At 72.7% G+C, this 26,089-nt stretch carries 12 protein-coding genes; 8 read left to right on the forward strand and 4 right to left on the reverse strand.

The genetic code is table 11. The features are described from left to right. Window positions 1-6,447, reverse strand: coding sequence for an amino acid adenylation domain-containing protein (locus ACTOQ2_RS11120; protein WP_440099568.1), 6,447 nt, complete (start codon window positions 6,445-6,447; stop codon window positions 1-3). A gap of 364 nt (window positions 6,448-6,811) precedes the next feature. Between ACTOQ2_RS11120 and ACTOQ2_RS11125 the strand changes: the two genes are divergently transcribed. From ACTOQ2_RS11125 to ACTOQ2_RS11150, 6 genes are read left to right on the forward strand one after another with little or no spacing between them, the layout of a single operon-like run. After that, on the forward strand, window positions 6,812-8,266 hold the full coding sequence (locus ACTOQ2_RS11125) for a class I adenylate-forming enzyme family protein (protein ID WP_440099569.1): 1,455 nt from the start codon (window positions 6,812-6,814) through the stop codon (window positions 8,264-8,266). Further along, window positions 8,266-10,071: a condensation domain-containing protein gene (locus ACTOQ2_RS11130; protein ID WP_440099570.1), complete on the forward strand. Its 1,806-nt coding sequence runs from the start codon at window positions 8,266-8,268 to the stop codon at window positions 10,069-10,071. The genes ACTOQ2_RS11125 and ACTOQ2_RS11130 overlap by 1 nt, the downstream gene beginning before the upstream one ends. Beyond that, complete coding sequence (locus ACTOQ2_RS11135; protein WP_440099571.1) at window positions 10,064-10,987, forward strand: thiamine pyrophosphate-dependent dehydrogenase E1 component subunit alpha; 924 nt, start codon at window positions 10,064-10,066, stop codon at window positions 10,985-10,987. The genes ACTOQ2_RS11130 and ACTOQ2_RS11135 overlap by 8 nt, the downstream gene beginning before the upstream one ends. Then, entirely contained in the window at window positions 10,978-11,961 is a 984-nt protein-coding gene (locus ACTOQ2_RS11140; RefSeq protein ID WP_440099572.1) for an alpha-ketoacid dehydrogenase subunit beta, read from the forward strand. Before ACTOQ2_RS11135 ends, ACTOQ2_RS11140 begins: the two co-directional genes overlap by 10 nt. Then, window positions 11,954-13,228, forward strand: coding sequence for a 2-oxo acid dehydrogenase subunit E2 (locus ACTOQ2_RS11145; protein WP_440099573.1), 1,275 nt, complete (start codon window positions 11,954-11,956; stop codon window positions 13,226-13,228). The genes ACTOQ2_RS11140 and ACTOQ2_RS11145 overlap by 8 nt, the downstream gene beginning before the upstream one ends. Then, window positions 13,225-18,921 carry an amino acid adenylation domain-containing protein gene (locus ACTOQ2_RS11150; RefSeq protein ID WP_440099574.1) on the forward strand — a complete coding sequence of 1,899 codons (5,697 nt, stop codon included), beginning with the start codon at window positions 13,225-13,227 and terminating at the stop codon, window positions 18,919-18,921. The genes ACTOQ2_RS11145 and ACTOQ2_RS11150 overlap by 4 nt, the downstream gene beginning before the upstream one ends. A 195-nt stretch (window positions 18,922-19,116) precedes the next feature. On the opposite strand, the gene ACTOQ2_RS11155 is transcribed toward ACTOQ2_RS11150, so the two are convergent. Both ACTOQ2_RS11155 and ACTOQ2_RS11160 read right to left on the reverse strand, forming a co-directional pair. After that, window positions 19,117-19,266 (reverse strand): hypothetical protein, encoded by a 150-nt coding sequence (locus ACTOQ2_RS11155; protein WP_440070167.1) that lies wholly within the window; start codon window positions 19,264-19,266, stop codon window positions 19,117-19,119. 133 nt (window positions 19,267-19,399) lie between these two features. Then, window positions 19,400-24,310 carry an ATP-dependent helicase gene (locus ACTOQ2_RS11160; RefSeq protein WP_440099575.1) on the reverse strand — a complete coding sequence of 1,637 codons (4,911 nt, stop codon included), beginning with the start codon at window positions 24,308-24,310 and terminating at the stop codon, window positions 19,400-19,402. Between the two features lie 305 nt (window positions 24,311-24,615). Between ACTOQ2_RS11160 and ACTOQ2_RS11165 the strand changes: the two genes are divergently transcribed. Further along, on the forward strand, window positions 24,616-25,104 hold the full coding sequence (locus ACTOQ2_RS11165) for a VOC family protein (RefSeq protein WP_440099576.1): 489 nt from the start codon (window positions 24,616-24,618) through the stop codon (window positions 25,102-25,104). A 214-nt stretch (window positions 25,105-25,318) separates the two neighbouring features. Further along, window positions 25,319-25,513 carry a DUF3046 domain-containing protein gene (locus ACTOQ2_RS11170; RefSeq protein WP_350972642.1) on the forward strand — a complete coding sequence of 65 codons (195 nt, stop codon included), beginning with the start codon at window positions 25,319-25,321 and terminating at the stop codon, window positions 25,511-25,513. Between the two features lie 83 nt (window positions 25,514-25,596). Here the strand turns inward: ACTOQ2_RS11170 and ACTOQ2_RS11175 are convergent, their stop codons facing one another. Then, window positions 25,597-25,875, reverse strand: coding sequence for a hypothetical protein (locus ACTOQ2_RS11175; RefSeq protein ID WP_440099577.1), 279 nt, complete (start codon window positions 25,873-25,875; stop codon window positions 25,597-25,599). Between the last annotated feature and the right edge of the window lie 214 nt (window positions 25,876-26,089).

Consider the following 26,089-nt stretch of genomic DNA (forward strand, 5'->3'; position numbering starts at 1 on the left):
TCAGCTCCCGGTTTCCATGAGGCGCTCGGCCTCCTCGTCGGACATCTCGGCCAGCTCCGCGACGAGCAGTTCCTCCACCGCCGCCGCGAGATCGGCCACGGTGCTGCGGGCGAACAGGGTGCGGATCGGCACGTCCACCTCGACGGCGGCGCGGAGCCTGGCGACGGCGCGGGTGGCGAGCAGCGAGTGCCCGCCCAGCGCGAAGAAGTCGTCGAAGGCGCCGATCTCCTCGATGCCCAGCACCTCGCCGAAGATCTCGGCCACCAGCTCCTCGGCGTCGCCGCGCGGGGCGGTCCTCGTCCGGGGACCGGCCTCGGGCGCGGGCAGCGCGGCCCGGTCGAGCTTGCCGTTCGCGGTCAGCGGCAGCGCGGTGAGGCTCACCCAGAGCGCGGGGACCATGTAGGCGGGCAGCGTCCCGGCCAGGTACCCGGCCAGCTCGTCTCCCGTGGCCGTGCCGACGACGTAGCCGACCAGCGTCTCCCTGTGCACGGCTACCGCCGCCTGGCCGACGCCGGGGTGGGCCAGCAGCCGCGCCTCGATCTCGCCGGGCTCGATCCGGAAGCCGCGGACCTTGACCTGGTCGTCGAGGCGGCCGAGGAACTCCAGTTGCCCGTCGGCCCGCCAGCGCGCCAGGTCGCCGGTCCGGTAGATCCGCTCCCCGCCGGGAACGCCGGGAACACCGGAGTCGCCAAGGGTGCCAAGGGTGTCGTCAAGAATGGGAAAGCGCTCGGCCGTGAGGTCCGGCCTGCCCAGGTAGCCGACGGCCACCCCGGCCCCGCCGACGCACAGCTCGCCCGGCGCCCCCGGCGGCACGGCCTCGCCCGAGCCGTCCAGGATCAGGACCGAGGTGTCGGCGATCGGGACGCCGATGGGCGGGCGCCCGGGGGAGCCGTCCAGCTCGGCGGCGGTGACGATGATCGTCGCCTCGGTCGGGCCGTAGGTGTTGACCAGCCGCACCCGGTCGCCGAAGCGCTCCCGCCAGCGGGTCACGGCCGCCTCGTGCACCTGCTCGCCGCCGAGGATCACCAGCCGCAGGGTCGGCGGCCAGGCGATCTCGTCGATGTCGTCGACGAGCGCGTGCCAGTACGCCGTGGGCAGGTCGAGCACGGTGACCCGGTCGAGGTGGTCGGGCAGGCTGACGCCGCCCTCGGGCAGCAGCTCCAGCCGGGCCCCGGCGGGCAGCGCCGGATAGATCTCCTCGGCGTGGGTGTCGAAGCTCAGCGAGGCGAACTGGACCACCCGGTCGTCGGGCCGCAGCCCGTACGCCTCGCGCATCCACCCGACGCGGGCGGCCAGGTTGCGGTGCGAGACCACGACCCCCTTGGGCGTTCCCGTGGACCCGGAGGTGTAGATCACGTAGGCGGCCGAGCCTGGCACCGGGGCGCTCACCGGGACGAGGGGGCTCTCGTCCGCGTGCGCGCGTGGCGTGCCGGGAGGCAACCGGTCGCCCAGTCTCGCCGTGGTGAGGACGAGGGAGGCGCCGCTGTCGCCCAGCATGAGGGCGAGCCGCTCGGCGGGGTGGTCCGGGTCGAGCGGCAGGTAGGCCGCCCCCGCCCGCCAGACGGCGAGCAGGGCCGCGACGGCGTCGGGCGACCTGTCCAGGCAGACGCCGACCACGTCGCCGGGCGCGACGCCCCGCCCGCGCAGCAGCGCCGCCAGCTCGTCCGCGCGGGCGTCCAGTTCGGCGTAGGTGAGCGCGGTGTCCCCGCATCCGATCGCCACCGCGCCCGGCGTGGCCCGTACGGTCGCCGCGAACAGGTCCGGCACCGGAGGAGCGGGCGGTCGCGCGGGTCCCCGCGAGAGGCGCCGCAGCAGGGCGTCGTCGTCCCCGGTGCGCAGCGGCAGCTCGGAGACCCGGTCGCCGGACGCGTCCGGCAGCGCGGTGAGCAGCAGGCGGAACCGTGCGGCCATCGCCTCGATCGTGGCCCGGTCGAACAGCTCGGCGTCGTAGACGAAGCTGAGCGTCAGCTCGTGCTCGTCCTGCCAGGCCTCCAGCATCAGTTCGAGCTTGGCCTGCCGCATGCCGTGCTCGAACCCTGTGGTGGTCAGCCCCGCGAAGGCGTCGCGAGCCTGCGCGACGTCCTGCGTGTGCAGGATGAGCATGGTCTGGAACAGCGGCGTGCGGGTCAGGTCGCGCTCGACCCTCAGCGCCGCCACCAGCTCCTCGAACGGCACGCCCTGGTGGGAGAAGGCGTCCAGGACGCCGATCTGGGTCTCGCGGAGCAGGTCGGCGAAGGTGGGGTCGGCCGACAGGTCGCCGCGCATGACCAGGGTGTCGCTGAGGTAGCCGACGACCGGTTCGAGCTGGACCCGGTCCCGGCCCGCGGTGGCCGTGCCGACCAGGATGTCGCCGCGCCCGGTGTGCCGCGACAGCAGGACCTGGTAGGCGGCGAGCAGGACCATGAACATGGTGGCGCCGTGCTCCCTGCCCAGCCGGGCCAGGGCGGCGGCCTCCGCCGCGTCCAGCCGGACGCTCGCCACGTCGCCGCGCCTGGCGGCCCCGGCGGTGCGCGGCCGGTCGACCGGCAGGTCCAGCGGGGTGGGGTCGGCGAGCCTGTCCCGCCAGTAGCCGAGGAGGTCGCCGAGGTCGCGCCCGCGCTGCCAGAGGGCGACGTCGCCGAACTGGAGCGGGACCGGCGGCAGGGCGGCGGCACCGGAGTACAGCCGCGACACCTCGTCGAAGATGAGGTTGAGCGACCAGCCGTCGCCGAGGATGTGGTGGAGCACGACGCACAGGACGTGGTCGTCCTCGGCGATCCTGATCAGGGTGACGCGCAGCGGCGGCCTGGCGCCCAGCTCGAAGGGCGCGTTGGTCAGGGCCGTGACCAGCTCCAGCGCCCCGGCCTCGCCCGCGGCGTCCGTCTCCTCGACGGTCACGGGACCCGGCGGGTCGACGACCACGACCGGTGCGCCGTCCACCTCGGGGAAACGGGTGCGCAGGCTCTCGTGCCTGGCGACCGTCCCGGCCAGCGCCTCGGCGAGCGCGTCCCGGTCCAGCGGCCCGCGCAGCCGCCTGACCAGGCACATGTTGTACGACGCGTCGTCCGGGTCGAGCCGGTTGAGGAACCAGAGCCGCTCCTGGCCGAAGGAGAGCGGCGGTACGGTTCCCTCGGGTCTCGGCTGCGGCCCGTCGCTCCTCCCGCCGGACGCGGTGGCGATCAGTTCCGCCAGCCCGGCGACCGTCGGCCGGGTGAACACCTCCCGGACCGGCACCTCCGTCCCGGACAGCGCCGCCAGCCGCGCCGTGACCATGGTGGCGAGCAGCGAGTGCCCGCCGAGGGCGAAGAAGTCGTCGTACGCGCCCACCTCCGCCGTTCCGAGCACCTCGGCGAAGACCTGCGCGACCATCCGCTCGCCCGGGGTGCGGGGAGCGATCGCGTCCCGCGCGGGCGTCGCGTCCACGTCGGGAAGCGCGTTGCGGTCGATCTTCCCGTTGGGGGTGAGCGGCAACGCCTCCACCTCGACGAACACGCTGGGCACCATGTAGCCGGGCAGCTCGCGCGCGGCGCGCTCCCCGAGCCCGTCGAGCCCGTCGAGCGCTCCCGCGCCGTCCGCCTCCACCTCTGATGACGAGGCGGGCACGGCAGGCACGGCGGGCACGACGAAGGCCACCAGCCGGTCCCCGCGCACCGCGACGACCGCCTGCCGCACGCCGGGGCAGGTGTCCAGCACGGCCTCGATCTCGCCCAGCTCGATGCGGTGACCCCGGAGCTTGACCTGGTTGTCGGTCCGGCCGAGGAACTCCAGGGTGCCGTCGTTGCGGAGGCGGACGCGGTCTCCGGTCCGGTAGTGCCGCGAGCCGCCGGGACCGGGGACGAAGCGCTCCGCGGTCAGGGCCGGGCGGCCCAGGTAGCCGGTGGCGACCCCCTCGCCGCCGATGAGCAGCTCTCCGGCCACCCCGATCGGGCACGGCCCGCCGCCGGGGTCGGCGACGTGGACGACGGTGTTGGCGATCGGGCGGCCGATGACGATCTCGCCCGGGTCCTCCGGGACGTCCCAGGCCGTGGACCAGACGGTGGTCTCGGTCGGGCCGTAGACGTTGACGAGCCGGTCCACCCGGGGACGCAGCTCGCGGGCGAGCCGGGGGGCGAGCGGCTCGCCGCCGGTCAGCCCCACCACGCGCGGCAGATCCCCGGCGAGCAGGACCCGCCACCCCGAGGGCGTCGCCTGGACGTGCGTCACGCCCTCGTCCCCGACGAGGCGCGCGAGCCGCACCCCGTCGCGGGCCGTCTCCGCGTCGGCGACGACCACCCGCCCGCCCGTCACCAGCGGCAGGTAGAGCTCCAGGGCGGAGATGTCGAACGACAGCGAGGTCAGCGCCAGCCACACGTCCCGCGGCGAGGACCGCACCAGATCGCGCATCGCCAGCAGGAAGTTGGTCAGCGCCCGGTGGGGTACCACCACCCCCTTCGGCCGTCCGGTGGACCCCGAGGTGTAGAGCACGTACGCGGTGTCGCCGGGAAGCGGCCGCGCGGGCGCGGCGGTCGCAGTGCCGGTCGCAGTGCCGGCCGTCGCGCCGGTGACCGGGGGGAGGTCGTCGAGGCCGGTCAGCACCAGCGCCGCCGCGGAGTCCTCGATCACGTACGCGACGCGCGCCTCGGGGTAGTCGGGGTCGACGGGGAGGTAGGCCGCGCCGCTCATCGCCACGCCCAGCAGGGCGACGAGCATGTCGGTGCCACGTTCCATCCGGACCGCGACCAGCGAGCCGCGCCCGATCCCGGCCGCGCCCAGCCGCCCGGCCAGCTCCGCCGCCCGCCCGGCCAGCTCCGCGTACGTCAGCTCCCGCGCGCCGGCCCCGTTCACCGGCCCGTCCGCCGGTCTGTCCATCGGCCCGTTCACCGGCCCGTTCACCGGTCCGTCCGCCGGTCTGTCCATCGGCCCGTTCACCGGCCCGTCCGCCGGTCTGTCCATCGGCCCGTTCACCGGTCCGTCCGCCGGTCTGTCCATCGGCCCGTCAGCCGGCGCGCTCACCGGTGCGGTCGCGGGCATGGAGGTGCGAGAGGTGCGAGCGGACGTGGCGCGTACCGCGACCGCGTCGGGGGTCGCCGCGGCCTGTTCGAGCAGCAGGTCGACGAGGGTGACCTCGGGCAGCTCGGCCGCGGTGTCGTTCCACCCCTCCAACCGGGCGAGCTCCGCGTCCGGCAGCATCCGCAGCGAGCCCACCGGGGAGCCGGGATCCGCCACGACGGCCGCGAGCAGCTCCTGGAAGCGGGCGACCATCCGTTCCACGGTCTCGCGGTCGAACAGCTCGGTGCTGTAGATGGCGGTGCCGTACAGGGCGTCGCCGTCGGGGTAGAGGTCCACCGACAGGTCGAGCCTGGCGCGGGCCCAGCCGCTGGGGAAGGGCGCGGCGTCGAGGCCGGGCAGCGGATCGATCGGCTCGCCGTGGGTGTGCAGGGCGAACAGGGTCTGGAACAGGGGCGTGCGGCTCAGGTCGCGCTCCACGTCGAGGTCCACCACGAGGCGCTCGAAGGGGACGTCCTGCCGCGAGAGCCCGTCCAGTACGACCCTGCGGGTGCGCCTGAGCAACTCCTCGAAGGTGGGGTCGCCGGAGACGTCGCAGCGCAGGGCCAGCGTGGTCGAGAGGAAACCGATCATGGTCTCCAGCTCGGTGCTGCCGCGACCGGCCGAGGGGGTGCCCACGCAGAAGTCGGTCTGGCCGGTGTGCCGGTGCAGCAGCACCTGGTAGGCGGAGAACAGCACCATGAACGGCGTGCACCGGGCGCGGCGGGCGAGGTCGCCGATCGAGGCGGCCACGTCGGAGGAGATCCGGAACTCGACCTCGGCGCCCGCGCCGGTCCGCCGGGCGGGACGCGGCCGGTCTGCCGGGAGCTCCAGGGGAGGCACTCCGGCCAGCCGTTCGGTCCACCAGCGAAGCTCGGAGTCCGCGGGGAGCAGGGCGCGCGCGTACTCGCCGTACTGCAGGGGCAGCTCGGGCAGCGGGGCGGTGCCCCGGCTCCCGTAGTGGGCGGCCACCTCGGAGCGGAGCACGTTCAGCGACCAGCCGTCGCCGTTGATGTGGTGCAGGACGACGCAGAGCACGTGGTCGGCGGGGCCGATCTCGATCAGCGAGACGCGGAACGGCGGTGCGGCGGCCAGGTCGAAGGCCATGTTGGTGAGCGTCGAGACCAGGGCCGTGACCTCCTGCTCGCCCTGGACGGTGAGCCGATGGACCGTCGCCGGTGACGGCGGCTCGACGATCGCCACGGGCTCCCCGGCGATCTCGCGGAACCGGGTCCGCAGGCTCTCGTGCCGTGTCGCCACCGCGGTGAAAGCGGCCTCCAGGGCGATCTTGTCAAGGCGACCTTTCAACCTGTAAACATAGGAGGTGTTGTGAGCAGAGTCGCCTGGATCGAGCCGGTGGAGAAACCAAAGCCGCTGCTGGCCATACGACAGGGGGTATTCCGTCCCTGATTGGCCGGTCGAAACGGTCTCCGGTGGGAACACGCAGGGCTCCTTTTTCGGCCGCGGGCCCGTAGTTCACGCAATCGCGTTGGAGGTTGGTACGCAAAAGGTCCGCTCTGTGCACATGTGAACAGTGGGCGGACGTCGGGAAAGGTTTCTTTCTGGAAAGAAACCTTTCAGTTAGTTCTGCGGTCGTCAGTGTTACACCTTCGCCCTGAGGGCGCAAGGGTCACTTTCGCGCGGTTTTATTGCCTCTGTGAACCTCTCCCCAAAGTCTTGCGCACCCCTTACGATCATGTAAGACTGGCGCTCGATTTTAATTAGTAAAGATTCTTTCCTGTAGTGCCCTCGGTGTCCGCGCGCATCGAGTGCATATACATCCGATCTTTAATGGGAGGTTCACTTGGTGAACCTGACCGTCCCCCAGCTGCTCGGAGACCGGGCCCTCACCGATCCCGACGGGGTCGCGCTGATCGTGCACGGCTCGGCTCAGCTCACCTACCGGCAGTGGCACGAGCGCTCCACCGCGCTCGCGAACAGCCTGGTCACGCGAGGTGTCGTCCGGGGCGACCGGGTGGGCCTCGTGTTCGGGGCCGCGGACTGGGCCGACTACGCCGTGGCGTTCTGCGGGGTCCTGGCGGCCGGAGCGGTGGCCGTGCCGCTCTCCGATCGCCTCACCCTCGACGACCTGCGCTTCATGCTGGAGAACTGCCGGGCGACCGGCGTCGTCCACGCCACGGGCCTCGCCGTGCCCGAGATCGGCTGGAGCGCCACGGTCGACGGCCTGAACGTCGAAACGTCCTATGAGATGGCCGATATCGTGCCTCCGGAGCCCGGGGATCTCGCCCAGATCCTCTACACCTCCGGTACGACCGGCCGTCCCAAAGGCGTCTCGGCGACCCATGCCAATCTGGCCTACGGCTGCGGTGCCAAGCGCCGCCCGTTCGCGCACTCCCGGCATCTCGTCCACGCCTTCCCGATCGGGACCAACGCCGGGCAGGCGATGCTGATCAACGCGCTCGACGCCCAGCCGGCCGTCGTGACGCTGCCGCGCTTCACCCCGGCCCGCTTCGCCTCGCTGATCGAGTCCTACCGTGCGGGGACGGTCTTCCTGGTCCCCGCGATGGCCATCGAGCTGATCAACGCGGGGGTGGCAGACCGGCACGACCTGTCCAGCGTGCTGCTGCTCGGCTCCGCCGCCGCGCCGCTGCCCTCGGTCGTCGCCCAGGCGCTGACCACGGCCTTCCCCAACGCGACGATCACCAACTACTACACCTCGACCGAGGCCGCCCCGGCTCAGACGATCATGATGTTCGACCCGGACCGGCCGGGAAGCGTCGGCCGCGCCATCGCCGGGGGACGGGTCAGGATCGCCACCGCGGAGGGGGAGCCGCTGGCGCCGGGGGAGACCGGGGAGGTCTGGATGCGATCCCCCGCGGCGCCGCGCGCCTACTACGGCGACCCCGGCAGCGGGACCTTCCGCGACGGCTGGGTGCGGATGGGCGACCTCGGCTACATCGACGCCGACGGCTACCTCTACCTCGTCGACCGCGAGAGCGACGTGGTGAAGTCCGGGGCCTTCAAGGTCTCCACGATCCACGTCGAGGAGGTCGTCTACCGGCATCCGGCCGTGATCGAGGCCGCCGCGTTCGGGGTTCCGCACCCCGTGCTCGGAACCGTCGTCACCGTGGCCCTCGCCACCAGGGAACCCCTCACCCCCGAGGACCTGCGGATCTTCCTCAAGGACCGCCTGGCCCCGCACGAGCTGCCCGCGCACGTCATCACGGTCGACGCCCTGCCGCGCAACGCCGGCGGCAAGGTCGACAAGAAGGCCCTGCGCCGGACGATGGAGGGTGCGTGATGGACCGGGTCACGTCCGGGAACACCTCCGGGCCGCCGCGGGAAAGCACGTCAGGACCTGTGCCCGCGGGCGCGTCCGAGCCCGCGTCCGCGGGCCTGCCGGAGGTCACGTTCACCCAGCAGGGGATGTGGGTGACCGAGCAGACCGTGGGCGGGGGCGCGGCCTATCACATGCCGATACTCGTCCACCTGCGCGGCGACCTGGACACCGGCGCGCTCCTGGCGGCCTGCGAGGCGGTGGTCGCACGCCACCCGATGCTGCGCAGCGTGGTGGCGGAGGTGGACAACGAGCTGCGGCTGGTGCCCGGAGCCGGGGTTCCCGTACGCGAGGCGGTGATCTCTTCCGGTTCTGCCGACCCCGACGCCGTCACCGGTGGTTTCCCGCCGGACACGCGCGACCTCCAGGCCCCGCCGAACGCGCCGGATCCGTCGTCCGAGAACGCCGAGAACGCTGAAAACGCCGAGAGCGGCGAGAGCGATGAGAACGGTGAGAGCGGCGAGCGGTACGGACGGGCCGTGCGGGCGGCGGTGCGGGAGGAGATCCTGCGCGAATTCGACCTGGAGAAGGGCCCGCTGGCCAGGTTCACCCTGTTCGGGATCGACCCCGGACGGCACCTGCTCCTCTTCGTCGCCCATCACCTGGTCTTCGACGGCCAGTCGAAGGACATCCTGGTGCGCGACCTGGCCGCCTTCTACAACGGCGAGCCGCCGCCCCCGCTGCCCGCGCTCGACCACGGCCGGGCCGAGCGCGAGCGGGTGGCCGCCCTGCTTCCCGGCGCGCGGGAGTTCTGGAAGCCCCGCTGGCGCGATCCTGGCGAGACCGTCGTACTCGGCCGCGCGCTGCGATCCCGGCGGGCGGGCGAGGGCCGGGTGCTGCGGTTCACCGTCGATCCGTCGATCACGTCCCGCTCGTCCTCCGTTCCGTCTTCGGGTCCCTCCTCCGCGTCCGGTCCGTCTTCGGATTCCCCTTCCGCGTCCGGCCCGTCTTCTGCCCTCCCTTCGGGCACGCAGACCCCCGGCCTGACCCGGTTCGAGGTGCTGCTCGCCGCGCTGCACACCCTGCTCCTCGGCTACGGCAACACCGCGGTGACCACCGCCGTCGACCTGTCCACCCGGCCCCCCGAGGCCGCCGGCCACATCGGCCTGTTCGTCAACGAACTCCCGGTCGCCTCCAGCCCGTCCCCGGAGGCGACCTTCCGCGAGTTCGCCACCGCCCTGCGCGCCGAGCTGCGGGAGGTCTACCGGTTCCGCCAGGTGCCGCTCTCCCGGGCGATGCCCCGCCTCCGTCCGCACGCCGCGCTGGTCCCCGTCTCCGTCAGCTACCGCACCCGCCGCGACGCGGACCCGGTGTTCGCCGGGCTCGACGCGTCGGTGGAGTGGACCGTCTTCAACCACGCGGTACGCGGCGCGCTGCACCTGCAGTGCGTGGACGGCCCCGGCGGGCTGCGGATCAGCCTGCGTCACGACCCCGAGACGGTGCCCGACGCCGCCCGGGTCGCCGACGATCTGCGTCTCCTTCTGGAACGCGCCATGCATGACCCTGACCTGTCACTGCACGAAATTCTGGAGAACGAGATGGGTTCCGTCACCACGCTGACCGACCAGGTGCGCGAGATCTGGGAGGAAGTACTGGGCATCTCACCGATCGCCGATGACGACGACATCTTCGATCTGGGTGGCCACTCCCTCACCATCACACAGATCATCGCCCGCATGCGCAAGCGCCTGGACATCGAGGTCTCCCTGGACGCCTTCTTCGACAACCCGACGATCGCCGGGATCGTAGATTCACTCGGCGATGACTGAGACCCTCGACGGGCTCCGTCTCTCCCCCCTCAGCGACGACGACCTGGAGCTCCTGCTCCTGGTCAGGCACTTCGAGCTCAAGCTCCTGGAGCTGTACGGCAGAGGCGACCTCAACGGCACCACACACACCTGCCTGGGCCAGGAGTACGTCCCGGTCGCGCTGCGATCCCTGCTCGGCCCGGCCGACCACGTCTTCAGCAACCACCGGGGACACGGCCACTACCTGGCCAGGTTCCGCGACCCGCACGGCCTGCTCGCCGAGATCATGGGCAGGGAGGGCGCGGTCTGCGGAGGCGTCGGCGGCAGCCAGCACATCCACCGCGACCGCTACATGTCCACCGGCGTGCAGGGCGAGAGCATGCCGGTCGCCGCCGGGGTCGCGCTCCATCTCAAGCGCTCCGAGCCCGGCACCCTGGCCTGCGTGCACATCGGCGACGGCACCTGGGGCGAGGGCGCGGTCTACGAGGCGCTGAACCTCGCCGCGCTCTGGAAGCTCCCGCTGCTCGTCGTGGTGGAGAACAACGGCATCGCCCAGTCCACCCCGACCACCGCGCAGATGGCCGGCACGGTGGCCGACCGGGCGGCGGCCTTCGGCATCCCGCACCGGCTGGTCCTCTCCACCGACGTCAACGAGATCCGCCTCTTGCTGGAACGCGAGATCGCGCGGGTGCGCGAGGGGCAGCCGCTGGTGGTCGAGTTCGTCACCCACCGCCTCGGGCCGCACAGCAAGGGCGACGACATCCGCCCGGCCGACGTCGTCCGGGCCGCGAGGGACAACGACTGGTACGCCCGCTATGCCCACGACCATCCCGAGCACTTCTACCGGTTCGACGGCGTCGTCAAGGCCGAGGTCGAGGCCGTCGCCGACGAGGTGGCCGCGCGCCCGCTCTCCCGATGGGAGGGGCCGTGCGCGTAGCGGAGAACCTCAACGCCGCCCTGCACGGGCTGCTGGACGACGATCCCACCGCCTACGTGCTCGGCGAGGACATCCTCGACCCGTACGGCGGCGCCTTCAAGGTCACCAAGGGGCTGTCCACCCGCTTTCCCGAGCGCGTGATCGGCACCCCGATCAGCGAGGGCGCGCTGACCGGCGTCGCGGCGGGTCTGGCGCTCACCGGCAACACGGCCGTGGCCGAGATCATGTTCGGCGACTTCGTGGCGCTCGCCTTCGACCAGCTCTGCAACTTCGCGAGCAAGTCGGTGTCGATGTACGGCAGGCGGCTGCCGCTGCGGATGGTGGTGCGCTGCCCGACCGGCGGCGGCCGGGGCTACGGTCCCACGCACAGCCAGAGCCTGCAGAAGCACTTCGTCGGCATGCCGGGACTGTCGCTGTACGAGATGTCCCCCTTCCACGACAACCGCGCGGCGTTCGCGGCGATGCTGGAACGGGGCGAGCCGTGCGTGTTCTTCGAGGACAAGGTCCTCTACACCCGGCAGATGGAGCGGGTGGACCCGCTGTTCCTGACGAGCCGCGACGGGGACCTGGCGGTGGTGGACATCCGCGACGCGGGCGACCGCCCCGACTGCGTGGTCATCGCTCCAGGCGGGATGGCCCACCGGGTGCTGGGCGCGATGCGCTCCCTGATGATGGAGGAGGAGATCTCGGTCCGGCTGCTGGTTCCCTCCCGGCTCTACCCGCTGGACGCCGACGCGCTCCTGCCCCACCTCGGGGACGTCGTCATGGTCGCGGAGGAGAGCACCGCCGGGGGCACCTGGGGCAGCGAGGTCGCCCACCTGCTGCACGCCCGCCTCTGGGGTCGCCTGCGCGGGCCCGTCCGCCTCGTCCACTCGCGAGCCTCCGTCATCCCCACCGCCGCGCACCTGGAGAACGAGGTCCTGGTCGGGGAGTCCACGATCCACCACGCCGTACGGGAGGCCCTGCGTGGCTGACATCCACGTCCCCAAGCTCAACAACAACGACACCGAGTACCAGATCGTCGAGTGGCTGGTGGGGAACGGCAAGCCCGTCATCGCCGGGGAGCCGATCGCCGTCCTGGAGACCTCCAAGGCGGCCGACGAGCTGGAGGCGGAGGAGACCGGCTACCTGCACCACGCCGCCGCCCTCGGCACCTGGATCGCTCCCGGCGCGCTCCTCGCCCGCGTCACCGCCGAGGCGGCCCCGCAGCCCGCCTCTGTGCCCGTCCCTGGGCCCGCCTCCGTGCCTGCCTCCGTGCCCGCCTCCGTGTCCGATGACGCGCCCGAGGTCGTGGCCTCCGCGGACGCGGTGGGGCAGGAGGACGCGCCGGTGGCGGAGCCTGTCGTCACCGCTCCCGCCCGCGCCGCCATGGAGGAGCTCGGCGTCTCCCACGCCGAGGTCGCGTCCCTGGGACTGGCCGTCATCCGCAGGGCCGACGTGGAGGCCGTGGCCTCCCGCCGTACCGGGCAGACGACCTCCGACGTGCGCGAGGACGTGCGCGAGGACGTGAGGGAGGGCGTGCGGCAGGACATGCGGGAAGTCGTGCCCGGAGACGTGCTGGAGGACGTGCCGGAACCGGTCGTGAACGCGGGCGCGCACCGCCTCTCGCGGGTACAGCGGGCCGTCGCGCGCGCCGTCACCACCTCACACGGCACCATCCCCGCCGCGTACACCGTCGTGAGGTTCGAGGTGGGCCCGCTGCTGGAACGGGCCAGGGGGCTGAGCAGGGAGGTACGCAGGCCGGTCGGCCTGGCGGAGCTGTTCGTCCAGGCCGTGGCCGCGCTGCACCCCGCGTTCCCGCTGTTCTTCGCCTCGCTCGACGGGGACCGGGCGCATCCGGCCGACGCCCCGCGCGTCGGCGTCACGTTCGACATGGGTGAGGGCCTGTACGTGCCGGTCGTCCACGACACCGGCTCGCTCAAGGCCATCGCCGACGCGCTCATGCGCTACCGGCTCGCCGCCACCGAGGGCGACTTCCGCGAGAAGGACCTCACCGGTGCCAACATCGCCGTCACCCTGCACACCGACGCCGACGTCATCCTCGCGATCCCCCTCATCTTCCCCGGTACGGTCTGCGCCCTCGCGATCACCTCGCCGCAGCCCGAACTGACACTCGCCGAGGACGGCACGGTGACCTCGAGGACCGTCGCCAACATCGGCCTCGCCTACGACCATCGGTTGATCAACGGACGGGATGCCGCGCTCTTCCTCGCGGCCCTCCGGACGGAGTTACAAGCGTGACCGAGACAACGCTGTCGGACGCCAAGAAGGCGCTGCTCGCCAGGCGGCTGAAGAGCCGGGGAGAGGCGCGGGCCGCCGTCGCCCGCCGCGCCCCCGGAACCGTCCCGCCCCTGTCCCACGCCCAGGAACGCCTGTGGTTCCTGGAGCAGTACCGGCCGGGCACCACCACCTACACCGTCCCCGTCGCGGTGCGCCTGCGCGGGGACCTGGACGCCGACGCGCTGCGCCGGGCGCTGGACGAGATCGTCGCGCGCCACGAGGCCCTGCGGACGCGGTTCCTCACCACCGACGACGGCACCCCCGAGCTGGTCATCGACGAACCGGGGCCCGCCGCGCTGCGCGTCGCCGAGGCGGACGGCGTGGACGCCGCGATCGAGCTGCTCGACGCCGACCTCGCCGTCCCGTTCGACCTGGAGCGCGGCCCGCTCCTCCGTACCGTGCTGGTCAGGATCGCGGCCGACGACCACGTCCTCCTCATCGCCGCCCACCACACCGTCATCGACGGCTGGTCCAGCGACCTGCTCATCCGCGAGCTGCTCGCCCTGCACGACGGCGGGACCCCGCCGCCCGCGCCGGTCGGCTACGGCGACTACGCCCTCTGGCAGCGGGGCCGCGACCACCGCCGAGAGATCGACCACTGGCGCGACCGGCTCGCCGGGCTGCCCGCCATCGAGCTGCCCACCGACCGGCCGCGTCCCGCCGAGCAGTGCCACGAGGGAGCCGCCCTCGATGTCCGGGTGGACGCCGATCTCACCCGGCGGCTCGCCGAGCTGGGCGCCGCGGCCGGTGCCACGCCGTACATGACGCTGCTCGCCGCCTTCCAGGTCCTGCTGGCCCGCTACTCGGGGCAGACGGACTTCGCGGTCGGCTCCCCGGTCGCCGGGCGCGGGCTGCCCGAGCTGGACGGGGTCGTCGGCATGTTCGTCAACACCCTGGTCATGCGTGCCGACCTGGCCGACGACCCGTCGTTCACCACCTTTCTGGCCCGGACGCGCGAGACCGCGCTGGACGCCTACGCGCACCAGGAGCTCCCGTTCGACCAGCTGGTCAACGAGCTGAACGTGGTCCGTGACGTGAGCCGGTCGCCGCTCGCGCAGGTCACCTTCGCGCTGCAGAACTTCAAGGCGGGCGAGGAGGACGGGCGCGTCTCCTACCTCACGCTCCCGGCCAGGACCACCCGCTTCGACCTCGGCCTCTACCTGTTCGAGAGCCCCGACGGCGGGCTGGTCGGCCACCTCGCCTACGGCACCGCACTGTTCGACCCGGAGACCGTCGAACTGCTGGCGGCGCGCTTCGAGACGCTGCTGCGCTCGATCGTGGCGGACCCGGACACGCGGGTGGGGGAGCTGTCGCTGCTCTCCGACGACGAGCGGGACCTGGTCCTGGGCTTCGGCTCGGGACCCGCCCTGCGGCCGTCCGGCCACGACCTGCTGCACGACCTCGTCACCGCGCAGGCCGCGCTCACCCCCGGCGCGACGGCCGTGGTCCACGAGGGCTCGCCCTCTTCGGGGACGGCGCCCGCGACACGCGGCGACTCCGGATCGGGAACGGCGGGCGGCGGCTCGCTGACGTACGCCGAGCTCGACGAGCGCTCCACCGGGATCGCCGCCCTGCTGAGGAACCGTCACGGCGTGGGCCCCGACACCAGGGTGGGCGTCTTCCTCGAACAGTCCACCGACCTGGCCGCGGCCGTCGTCGGCGTGCTGAAGGCCGGTGGCGCCTACGTGCCCCTCGATCCCAAGCAGCCCCGCGACCGGCTGGCGTACATGCTCGCCGACGCCGGGGCCGTCGCCGTCCTGACCACCTCCGCGCTGCGCGATCTGCTTCCCGGCGCCCCGGTGATCTGCCTGGACTCCGAGGCGCTGGACGAGACCGGGTTCGAGCCCCCGGAGGTCTCGCCCGGCCACCTCGCGTACGTGATCTACACCTCGGGCACCACCGGGCGGCCGAAGGGCGTCGGGGTGCAGCACCGGCAGGTGCTCAACTACCTCGCCGGGGTCGCGGAGCGCTTCGAGGTCGAACCCGGCGCGGTCTACACGCTGCTGCAGTCGCTCTCGTTCGACTTCGGGGTGACGATCTTCTACCTGTCGCTCATGACCGGCGGAGAGCTACACCTGGCCGACCCCCAGGCCCCCGCCGAGGAGCTCGCCGGGCTGCTGAGCGGCACCGACTACCTGAAGATGACCCCCTCCCACCTCGCCTCGCTGCTCGCCGCGGTCGACGACCCCGCCGAGCTTCTCCCGCGCAAACTCCTCGTTCTCGGCGGCGAGGCCTCCAGGTGGAGCTGGGCGCGCGAGCTGACCGCGCACACCACGGTGGTCAACCACTACGGCCCCACCGAGGCCACGGTCGGCATCTCCACCCACGCCGTCACCGGCGAGCACGAGCGGGCGCTGAACCTGCCGATCGGCAGGCCGCTGCCCGGCGCCGGGGTCTACGTGCTCGACGAGCACCTGCGGCTGGTCCCGCCCGGCATGACCGGCGAGATCTACCTCGGCGGCGACCGGCTCGCCCGCGGATACCTCGGACGCCCCGGCCTGACGGCCGAGAGGTTCCTGCCCGACCCGTACGGCGGGCTCGGCGCCCGCATGTACCGGACCGGCGACCTCGGCCGCTGGCTGCCCTCCGGCGACCTGTGCTTCCTCGGCCGCCGCGACCTGCAGGTCAAGGTCAGGGGCTACCGGGTGGAGCTGTCGGAGATCGAGTCGGTGCTCGCCGGCGAGCCGGGAATCGCGCACGCCGTCGTCGAGCTGCGCGCGGACCGGCTGGTCGCGTACGTGGTCGGCGAGGTGGGCGGGGAGCAGATCAGCGTCAGCGAGCTGCGGGCGCGGCTGGGCGAGCGGCTTCCCGAGTACATGATCCCCGGGCGGTTCGTCTGGCTGGACGAGCTGCCCCTGAAGTCGCACGGCAAGGTCGACCGGGCCAGGCTGCCCGAACCCGACGAGGCGCGACCCGACCAGGAAGCCGGATTCGTCCCGCCGGAGACGCCCCTCGAAGAGGCGATCGCGGCGGTGTGGGCGAAGGTGCTCGGACTGGTCCAGGTCGGCGTGCTGGACGACTTCTTCGACCTGGGTGGTCATTCGCTGCTCGCCGCGCAGGTGGTCGCCCGCCTTCGGAAAGCCATTCCCGAAGGCGGGCGCCAGGTCACGATCCTGGACCTGTTCAAGCACCGGACCGTCCGCGAGCTGGCGCGGCTCGCCGAGACGGCCGACGACGGCCCGCGGATGCTCCTGCACCGGCTCACCCCGCCCCGCGCGGCCACCTCGACCCTGGTCTGCGTGCCGTACGGCGGCGGCAGCGCGGCCATCTACCAGCCGCTGGCCGACACGCTGCCGCAGAACTGGGCGCTGCACGCGGTCGCCGTCCCCGGCCAGGAGATGGGGCTGGTCGAGGAGACCCGGCCGGTGGCGGAGGTCGCGCAGGACTGCGTGGAGGAGATCCTCAAGGACGTCCGCGGCCCGCTCGCGCTGTACGGGCACTGCGGGCTCGGCGTCATGCTGATCGTGGAGATCGCCCGCCGCCTGGAGGAGACGGGCCGCCCGATTGAGGCCCTCTACTTCGGCGGTGTCTTCCCCTTCGCCCGTCCCGCCTCGGTGCTGGCCAAGCTGTCGAACCTGACCGACCGCCTGCGCAGCGACCAGATCTGGGCCAACGCCCTGCGGGCCGCGGGTCTCGAAGTGGACGACCTGGAGCCCGACCAGCTCAAACTGGTGATCGACAACCGTCGCAAGGGCACCAGGGAGGCGGAACGCTACTTCACCCGCCTCTTCGAGGAGGGCGTCGAGCCGCTCAGGACGCCGATCATCTCGGTGGTGGGTGAACGCGACCCGGCCACCGAGTTCTACCAGGAGCGCTACCGCGAGTGGCATCTCCTGAGTGACTCCACGGCCGTGGTCGTCCTCGACGAGGCCGGGCACTTTTTCCTGAAATATCGGGCGGATGAGCTCGCCGCCATCGTCACCGGCACCCACCGGGCCATCGCCTCCGGCGACACGGCGAAGCTGGCCCGTACCGACCGGTCCACCTGGTGGCTCGGCGGCGTCTCCACCCGGGACGCCCTCACGGAGATCGCCCCGGCGACGACGGCACCCGCGCTCATCGGTGCGGGACCGGTCGCGCTCGCTTTCACCGGTCAGGGGACGTCCGCGCCCGCTCCTCCCGGTCCGGAAGCGCCCGCTTTTCCCGGTCCGAAAGCGCCCGCTTTTCCCGGTCCGGAAGCGTCCGCTTTTCCCGGTCCGGGCACGGGCGGGGCTCCACCGGGGACGGGGCAGCCGGTCGCGACGACCCCACCGGCGCGCTCCGGTCCGCCGCCCAGCATGAAGCGGTTCGCCGCCGTGGCGGCCGGACAGCTCGTCTCGATCGTCGGGTCGTCGCTGACCGAGTTCGCCATCCCGCTGTGGATCTACATCACCACCGGCTCGCTCCCCATGATGGCCCTGTTCTCCGTCCTCGCGCTGGTCCCCGGCATGCTGGTGTCCCCCCTGGCCGGGGCCCTCGTCGACCGCCACGACCGGCGCAGGGTCATGCTCGCCGGAGACATCGGCGCGTTCGGCACCCAGCTGGCGCTGGGCGTCCTGCTGTGGACCGGCAACCTGCAGATCTGGCACATCTACCCGCTCCTGGTCCTGCTGTCGGTCGCGCTGACCTTCCAGCGCCTCGCCTACAACTCCGCCATCCCGCAGCTGGTCCCCAAGCGCTTCCTCGGCCACGCCAACGGCGTGGTCCAGATGGTCACCGGTACCGCCCAGCTGGTCGTCCCGCTGGCCGCGGTCGGCCTGATGGCCGTGATCGGGCTGGAGGGCATCCTCGTCCTGGACGTCGTCTCGTACGTCTTCGCGATCGGGGTGCTGCTCTTCGTCCGCTTCCCGAAGACCATGGCGTGGAAGCGCAGGGAGTCGCTGGTCGCCGAGATGGTCGAGGGCTGGAAGTTCTCCTGGGGCAACCGGGGCTTCCGCGGCATGCTGTTCTTCTTCGCGGTGCTGAACATCTTCCTGTCCCCACTGTTCCTGCTCATCTCGCCGCTGGTCCTGGGCTTCGCCACGCTGGAGGACGTCGGCCGGATCTCCTTCTTCGGCGGCCTGGGTGTCTTCCTCGGCGGCCTGACCATGACCGTCTGGGGAGGCCCGCGACGGCATCGGCTGCGCGGCGTCATGCTCTCCACCCTCGTCCTGAGCCTCTTCTGCCTGGTCACCGGCCTGCAGCAGAACCTGGTCCTGATCGCGGTCGGCGCCTTCGGGATGTCGTTCTGGCTGACCATGCTCAACGGCGTATACGCCACGATCATCCAGGTCAAGGTGCCGCAGCGCTTCCACGGCCGTGTCATCGCGCTCAACACGCTCATCGCCTGGTCCACCCTGCCGGTCGGCTTCGGCCTGGTCGCCCCGTACGGCAGCAAGCTGTTCGAACCGCTGCTGGTTCCCGGGGGGCCGCTGGCCGATACGGTCGGCCTCGTGCTCGGCACCGGCGAGGGCCGGGGCGTCGGCCTGATGTACGCGCTGTTCGCCGTCGCCATCGCGGTCACGGTGCTGGTCGCGATGCGGACCCGCACGCTGTCCAGGTTCGACATGGACGTCCCCGACGCGCTCCCTGACGACCTGGTCGGCTTCCAGGCCATCCAGAGGCGTCAGGAACGAGAGCGCCAGGAACGCGAGCGTGACGAGCCGGTCGCCGAGGTGATCTCGATCAGAAGGTGACCTCGCCCTGACCGGCGGGACGCCGGTTTCCCCGGGCCCTTCCCGGCGATCCGCCCGGGAGGGTCCGGGAGCCCCGGAGGGCCCGGAAAGAACAGGTGGGGAAAAGCACGGACGGGGCGCGGCCGGTGGCCGCACCCCGTCTTCTCGCGTCTGTCCGGCTACGCTTCTCGCGTCTGTCCGGCTACGCGCCCGGTATCAGGGGCGGTACGCCCAGCCACCGGGAGCGAAGTCCTCCCAGTGGTACCAATCCCAGTAGTAGCCACCGTTGACCTGCGCGAGCTGACTCTCGTCCAGCTCGGTGCCGATCCCGGACAGCGCGGACAGCTCCGGCTTGGCCTTGGCCATGTTGTTTCCCCTTTCGATCTAACAACGTGGCCAATCTCCCAATCCCCGGTTGCGAACCAATGGTGGGTGGCTGCAACCGCCCCGCGGGACACGCACCGGACACGGGCGGGACCGGACGACGCGTCACGGCGCTCTAGGCCCTCAGGCGCAGCCCTCTCGGCGTCGGGTGGAAACCGGCGGCCTCCAGGGCGGCGCCCAGGGGAGAGTCGTTGATGGCGGTGCCGTCCGCCCGCTCGACGGTCAGCTTGCCCAGCGCGCCGTCGCGCACGGCGAGCGCGAGGGCGTCGACGGCAGGCCGGAGGCGGTCGTCGCCGGAGAAGGACAGCAGGGTCTTGCCGCCGCGCTCGACGTAGAGGATCAGGTGCCCGTCGACGAGCACGACCAGGGAACCGGCCTTCCTGCCGGGCTTGTGGGACACCTCCCCGGGATGGGCCGGCCACGGCAGGGCCGCCCCGTACGGACTGGCCGGGTCGGCGGCCGCCAGCACCACCGCCCGCCGGGCGTTTCCGTCCACCCTCTCCGGCTTCCGCGCGCCCCACGGGTCGGGCACCGCTGCCGTGTCCGGGTGGGCGGGCGAGGGGGACGTGGCGCGCATCCGGTCGACGGCACCGGGGAGGGCGAACTGGGCACCGCCCAGCCCCTCCACGAAGTAACCCCTGCGGCACCGGCCGCTCTCCTCGAAGGCGCGAAGCACCTGGTAGACGGCGGCGAACCCGCCCGGCAGCCGCTCGGCGGTCACCGCGCCCCTGGTCACCACGCCGTGCCGCTCCAGCAGCACCTCGGCCTGGGCATGGGCGCGCTGGGTGGAGTCCTCCGCGAGGGCGGGCAGTGCCCACCAGCGCCCGCCCACCGTGGGCGGGCCGCTCCGGGTCGGCAATACCGCCCGCCGTCGCCGGGTCGGGGCCGGGCGGTGCGCGGGGCGCCCCGTCCCGAGGACGGCCCGCAGCGGCGCCAGCGTGTCGCCGGTGATCCGGCCCGACCACACCAGGTCCCACACGGCGGCGGACAGGGCACGGTCGTCCGGGACGGCACCGGCCAGGAGGGCGCCGGCCCGGCCGCCCAGCTCACGGAAGAACAGCGCGCCCCCGCCGCCCAGAACCTCCAGCACCGCCTCGTGCACCGGCGTCAGGGTGATGTCGGCGGGGCCGGGCATCAGCAGTGGCGCGGTGTCGGCGAAGTAGAGCGACACCCAGCCGTCGCCGCCCGGCAGGGACCCCTGCCCCACCCAGATCACCTCGCCGGAGGCCGTCAGCTCGTCCAGGAACGACGGGTCGTATCCGGGCACCCGTGAGGGCAGGATCAACGTCTCCAGCGCCGACGCGGGCACCGCCGCGCCCTGCAACTGCTCGATCGCGCCCACCAGCGCGTCGATCGGCGGCCTGCCCCGCTGCGGGGTGCCGGTGATGCCGTGCCAGGCGGGCGCGAAGGCGGCCAGGGTCTCCGGGGAGACCGGCTCCACCTCCTTGCGGAGCCTGGCCAGGGACCTGCGGCGCAGCATCCGCAGCACCCCCGCGTCGCACCACTCCTCGCCCCGGCCGCCCGGCCGGAACTCCCCGCTCACCAGCCGCCCCGAGGCGGCCAGGCGGCGCAGCGCGTCGGTGACGACCGCGGGGCCGAGGCCGAACCTGGCCGCGGCGGTGCTCGCGAGGAAGGGGGTGCGCGTACGGGCGTGCCGGGCCAGCAGATCGCCCAGCGGGTCGTCGACCGGTTCGAGGAACGCGTGCGGAACCCCCACGGGCAGCGGCACGCCGAGCGCGTCGCGCAACCGGGCGGCGTCCTCGATCGCCGCCCACCGCTCCTGCCCCGCCACCCGTACCCTGATGGCCCGCCGGGAACCCTCCAGCACGGTCAGCCACGCCGGGTCGCCCTCGCGCACGCCGACGTCTTCGGCCACCAGGGGGCCGTGGGAGCGGAGCAGGTCGGCCAGGTCCTCGGCGTCGCGCAGCGGCCGGTCCAGCCGGGCCAGCTCCCGCTCGGCGTCGGTGATCACGTCGAGGTCGAGCAGCTCGCGCAGGTCCGCCTGGCCCAGCAACTCGGCCAGCAGGGTCGTGTCGAGCGCGAGCGCCTGGGCGCGGCGCTCGGCCAGCGGGGCGTCGCCCTCGTACATGAAGGCGCCGATGTAGTTGAACAGCAGCGACGCCGCGAACGGCGACGCCTTGTCGGTCTCGACCTCCACCAGCCGGACCCGCCGCGCCTCGATGTCGCGCATCAGCCGGACCAGCCCCGGCACGTCGAACACGTCCTGAAGGCACTCGCGCATCGTCTCCAGCACCACGGGGAACGACCCGTAGCGGCCCGCCACGCTCAGTAGGTGCGAGGCGCGCTGCCGCTGCTGCCAGAGCGGCGACCGCCTGCCCGGCACGCGGCGCGGCAGCAGCAGGGACCGCCCCGCGCACTCGCGGAACCGCGCCGCGAACAGCGCCGAACCGCCCAGCTCCTCGGTGACGATCCGCTCGATCTCGTCCGCGTCGAAGACCGCGACGTCGGACGGGGGGTCGGAGAGCGTGTCGGGAATGCGCAGCACGATCCCGTCGTCGGAGTGCAGGGCCTGCACGTCGACGCCGTAGCGCTCCCGCAGCCGCCGCCCGATCGCCAGCGCCCACGGCGCGTGCACCCGTGCCCCGTACGGGGAATGCACCACCACCCGCCAGTCGCCCAGCTCGTCGTGGAACCGCTCGACCAGCAGCGTCCTGTCGTCCGGCACGTAGCCGGTCGCCTGCCGCTGCTCGGCCAGGTAGGAGAGCAGGTTGGCGGCGGCGTACTCGTCCAGCCCCGCCGCCCTGATCCTCTCCAGGGCCCCCTCACGCGCGGCGCTTCCCGCTCCCGCGCTTCCCGGTTTCGCGTTCTCCGCCGCCCCGTTTCCCGCCTCGGCGCCCTCCGCTCCCGCGTTTCCCGTCCCCGCGCCTCGGGCGCGCCCGCTTCCCGTCTCGGCGTCCGCGCCCGCCGCCGACATCTCGCGGAGGAACGCGCCGATGGCCCTGCCCAGCTCCGCCGGTCTTCCGGCGGTGTCGCCGTGCCAGAAGGGGAGCTTTCCCGGCTGGCCGGGGGCGGGCGTGACCAGCACCCGATCGGCCGTGATCTCCTGGATCCGCCAGGAGGTCGCGCCCAGCACGAACACGTCCCCGGCCCGCGACTCGTAGACCATCTCCTCGTCCAGCTCGCCCACCCGGGAGGACTTCTCCCCGACCAGGAACACGCCGAACAGCCCCCTGTCGGGGATCGTGCCGCCGTTGGTGACCGCCAGCCTCTGGGCTCCGGGACGGCCCCGCAGGGTGCCGGTCACCCGGTCCCAGACGATGCGCGGCCGCAGCTCGGCGAACTCCTCGCTCGGGTAACGTCCGGCGAGCATGTCGAGCGTCGCCTCCAGCGCGCTCCTGGGCAACGTCCGGTAGGGGGCCGCTCGCCGCACGACCTCCTCCAGCTCGTCCACCGTCCACTCGTCCAGCGCGGTCATCGCCACGATCTGCTGGGCGAGCACGTCGAGCGGGTTGCGCGGGTAGCGCAGGTCCTCGATCTCCCCGCTCCTCATCCGCTCGGCCACCACGGCCGTCTGGACCAGGTCCCCCCGGTACTTGGGGAAGATCACACCACGTGAGACCGCTCCCACCTGGTGCCCGGCCCGGCCGATCCGCTGCAGGCCGCTCGCCACGCTCGGCGGCGCCCCGACGCAGGCCACCAGGTCGACCGCGCCCATGTCGATGCCGAGCTCCAGGCTGGAGGTCGCGACCACGGCGGGCAGCCGCCCGGACTTGAGCGCCTCCTCGATCTGGGAGCGCTCCTCCTTCGACACCGAACCGTGGTGGGCCCGCACGATCTCCGGGACGACCCCCTTGGCCGCGCCGGCCTGCGCCATCATCGCCGCCGGGGTGGAGAGGGAGGCCGGGGGGACGGGGAACCCCTCGGCCCAGTGCACCGGCTCCGCCCCCGCCCCCGCCTCCTGCCCGACCGGCTCCTCGCCGGTCTCCCTCCGCTCCCACGCCAGCTCGTTGAGGCGGGTGCACAGCCTCTCGGCCAGTCGCCGGGAGTTGGCGAACACGATCGTGGAGCTGTGGCCTCCGATCAGCTCGAACAGCCGCTCCTCCACGTGCGGCCAGATCGACCGCCTGGCCGGGGTCTCGGTCAGCCAGCGGTCGTCGTCGGGGGCGGGCGGGGCAGGAGGCGTGTCGAGCTCGGTCATGTCCTCGATCGGGACGACCACCTCGACCTCGATCTCCTTGTCGGAGGGCGGCTGGACCACGGTCGCCGGGCGCGATCCGCCCAGGAAGGCGGCCACCTCGCTCACCGGCCGGACGGTCGCCGACAGGCCGATCCGCTGGGCGGGCCGGGGCAGGAGGGTGTCGAGCCGCTCCAGGCAGAGGGCCAGGTGCGCGCCGCGCTTGGTGGCCGCCACCGCGTGCACCTCGTCGACGATGACCGTCTCCACGCCGCGCAACGCCTCGCGGGCCTGGCTGGTGAGCAGCAGGAACAGCGACTCGGGGGTGGTGATCAGGATGTCGGAGGGCCGGGTCGCGAACCGCCGCCGCTCCTCGGGGGCGGTGTCACCCGACCGGATCGCCACCGAGATCTCCGGCACCGGGAGCCCGAGCCGCCGCGCGGTCTGCCTCAGCCCGGCCAGTGGCGCCCGGAGGTTGCGCTCGACGTCGACCGCCAGGGCCTTGAGCGGCGAGACGTACAGGACCCGGCACCGCCTCACCGGCTCGTCGTCCCCCCGGTCCCCCCGCGAACGCCCTCGCCCGCCCCGGGCGCTCGTACCGGCCGTATCACCGGTGCCACCCGTACCGGCCGTCAGGTCCGTATCGGAGGATCCGGCGTCCAGGGGGGAGCCGGGAGCGGAGGAGGCGAGCCGGTCGAGCGACCACAGGAAGGCGGCCAGCGTCTTGCCGGATCCGGTGGGTGCGACCACCAGCGTGTTGTCGCCCCGCGCGATCGCCGCCCACGCCCCCTCCTGCGCGGCGGTCGGCGCGGCGAACGCCCCGGTGAACCAGTCTCTGGTCATCCGGGTGAAGTGATCGAGCGCCCCGCCCGCGCTCGCCGTCTCGCTCATCGCCGCCCCCTAGCTCCCGGTCCGGACGACCGACCGGCTCACCGCCCATACTGCACGGCCCCACCGACAGAACCCGTCACCGCCCGCCCGGCGACCGGGCGGCGGACGGGAGCAGGTGGCCCGCGCATCACCTGCGGACGCACGGTTCGTCGGTGCTGCGGGCGCCCCACGGGAGGCCGGATCCGCGGCGTTCGCCGGGACGGTGACCATTCGCCACCATGACGTGACGTCCGGGATAGGTTGGCTCCCTGCCGTCGAGGACATGGCTTTGACGAACACACGACGTATTGAGTGGTGAGCTAAAGGTGAGCATCGACCATCAGGCCATCGAGGCGACACGCGAGCGGATCAAGGCGGAGCACCTCAGGCCGCACCGCCCGCCGAGCAGCGCGAGGGGGCTGCACCACTTCGCGCTGATCTCCTCCGACGTCGAGACGACGATCGCGTTCTACCAGGACCTTCTGGAGTTCCCGCTGACGGAGATCTTCGAGAACCGCGACTACCGGGGGTCGAACCACTTCTTCTTCGACATCGGCAACGGCAACCTGCTCGCCTTCTTCGACTTCCCCGGCCTGGACCTCGGCCCCTACAAGGAGGTCCTCGGCGGGCTCCACCACGTCGCCATCTCCGTCGATCCCTCCACGTGGGAGCGCCTGCGGGGCAAGCTGGAGGCGGCGGGCGTTCCGCACCAGGTCGAGAGCGGCGCGTCGATCTACTTCGCCGACCCCGACGGGGCCCGCCTGGAACTGCTCGCCGACCCCCTCGGCGAGATGTACGGCTCCCGCGTGCTCTGACGACCCCTCTCCCGCCTCCGGCCGCCCACGCCTTTCCCCTCGTCCTCGCCTGGGACGCTCCTCCCGCCCGTCCCCGTCCCGTCCCGTCTCGTCCGCTCCGTCTCCGGCTCGCCCCCGTCCGGCGGTGGCCGGGAGAGCGGGACGCGGGCGCCTCGCGGTCCGGCGGCGCGCCGGGGTGGATCGCGGCACGCCGGTGGGCGTCCATACTTGGGGCATGCGCCTATCGGATTTCTGGAAGCGGATGAAGTCACACTTCGGCGACCAGTACGCCGAGTCGTGGGCCCGCGACTACGTCATCGCCGATCTCGGCGGCCGGACCGTGATCCAGGCGCTGGCCGAGGGAGTCGGCGCCAAGGAGGTCTGGCACGCCGTGTGCGGGGTGACCGACGTCGCGCCCAGGCTCCGCTGAGAGCCGGTAAGCACGCGGCCCGGTAAGCGGGCCGGAGAGCATGCGGCCGGGTGAGCGGAGAGCCGGAGAGCGTGAAGGGCCGCTCAGGACGGTTCCGTGAGCGGGCCGAGGAGCTTCTCCACCGAATCGGCCGCCCGCGCGGGATCGTCGGCGCTCTCCTCACCGTCCGGTGCCCACAGAAACAGCCAGCCGTCCCTGACCGGGGTGGCGAAGACGATGGTCTGCCGACGGCTGTCCGGATGCCACACCCACAGCACCGGCGCGGCGCCTCCGAGGGTGCGGCTCGCCAGCCCTCGTTGTCGCAGCTCGGCGGCGAGGGAATCGAGATGGGCTAGACGTTGCTGCGTGAACGTGTTGGGCACGTCGGGCACCTCGGGTCGTTTCCCCTCAGGATCACTCCAGGTCAACCCGGTGACAACAGGTCCTGGGCAATTCTTGGAAATGTCGCCTTCCGGATGGGGTCCGCACCTCCCGAAGCCATGGCCCGCCGGCCTGCCCGGCCGTGTCTGGTCGTGCGCGGGGGGACTCCGCGGCGGTTCGTGACTCCCGCAACGTATGGTGCCAACGGGCGGCGAT

The sequence above is a fragment of the Streptosporangium sp. H16 genome (assembly GCF_051918855.1).
Classification (GTDB): Bacteria; Actinomycetota; Actinomycetes; order Streptosporangiales; family Streptosporangiaceae; genus Streptosporangium.

Coding starts and splice junctions, on each gene's coding strand:
- ACTOQ2_RS11155 (WP_440070167.1), bottom strand. CDS start 19,266: ATGGCCAAGGCCAAGCCGGAGCTGTCCGCGCTGTCCGGGATCGGCACC.
- ACTOQ2_RS11170 (WP_350972642.1), top strand. CDS start 25,319: ATGCGCCTATCGGATTTCTGGAAGCGGATGAAGTCACACTTCGGCGAC.
- ACTOQ2_RS11135 (WP_440099571.1), top strand. CDS start 10,064: ATGACTGAGACCCTCGACGGGCTCCGTCTCTCCCCCCTCAGCGACGAC.
- ACTOQ2_RS11130 (WP_440099570.1), top strand. CDS start 8,266: ATGGACCGGGTCACGTCCGGGAACACCTCCGGGCCGCCGCGGGAAAGC.
- ACTOQ2_RS11160 (WP_440099575.1), bottom strand. CDS start 24,310: ATGAGCGAGACGGCGAGCGCGGGCGGGGCGCTCGATCACTTCACCCGG.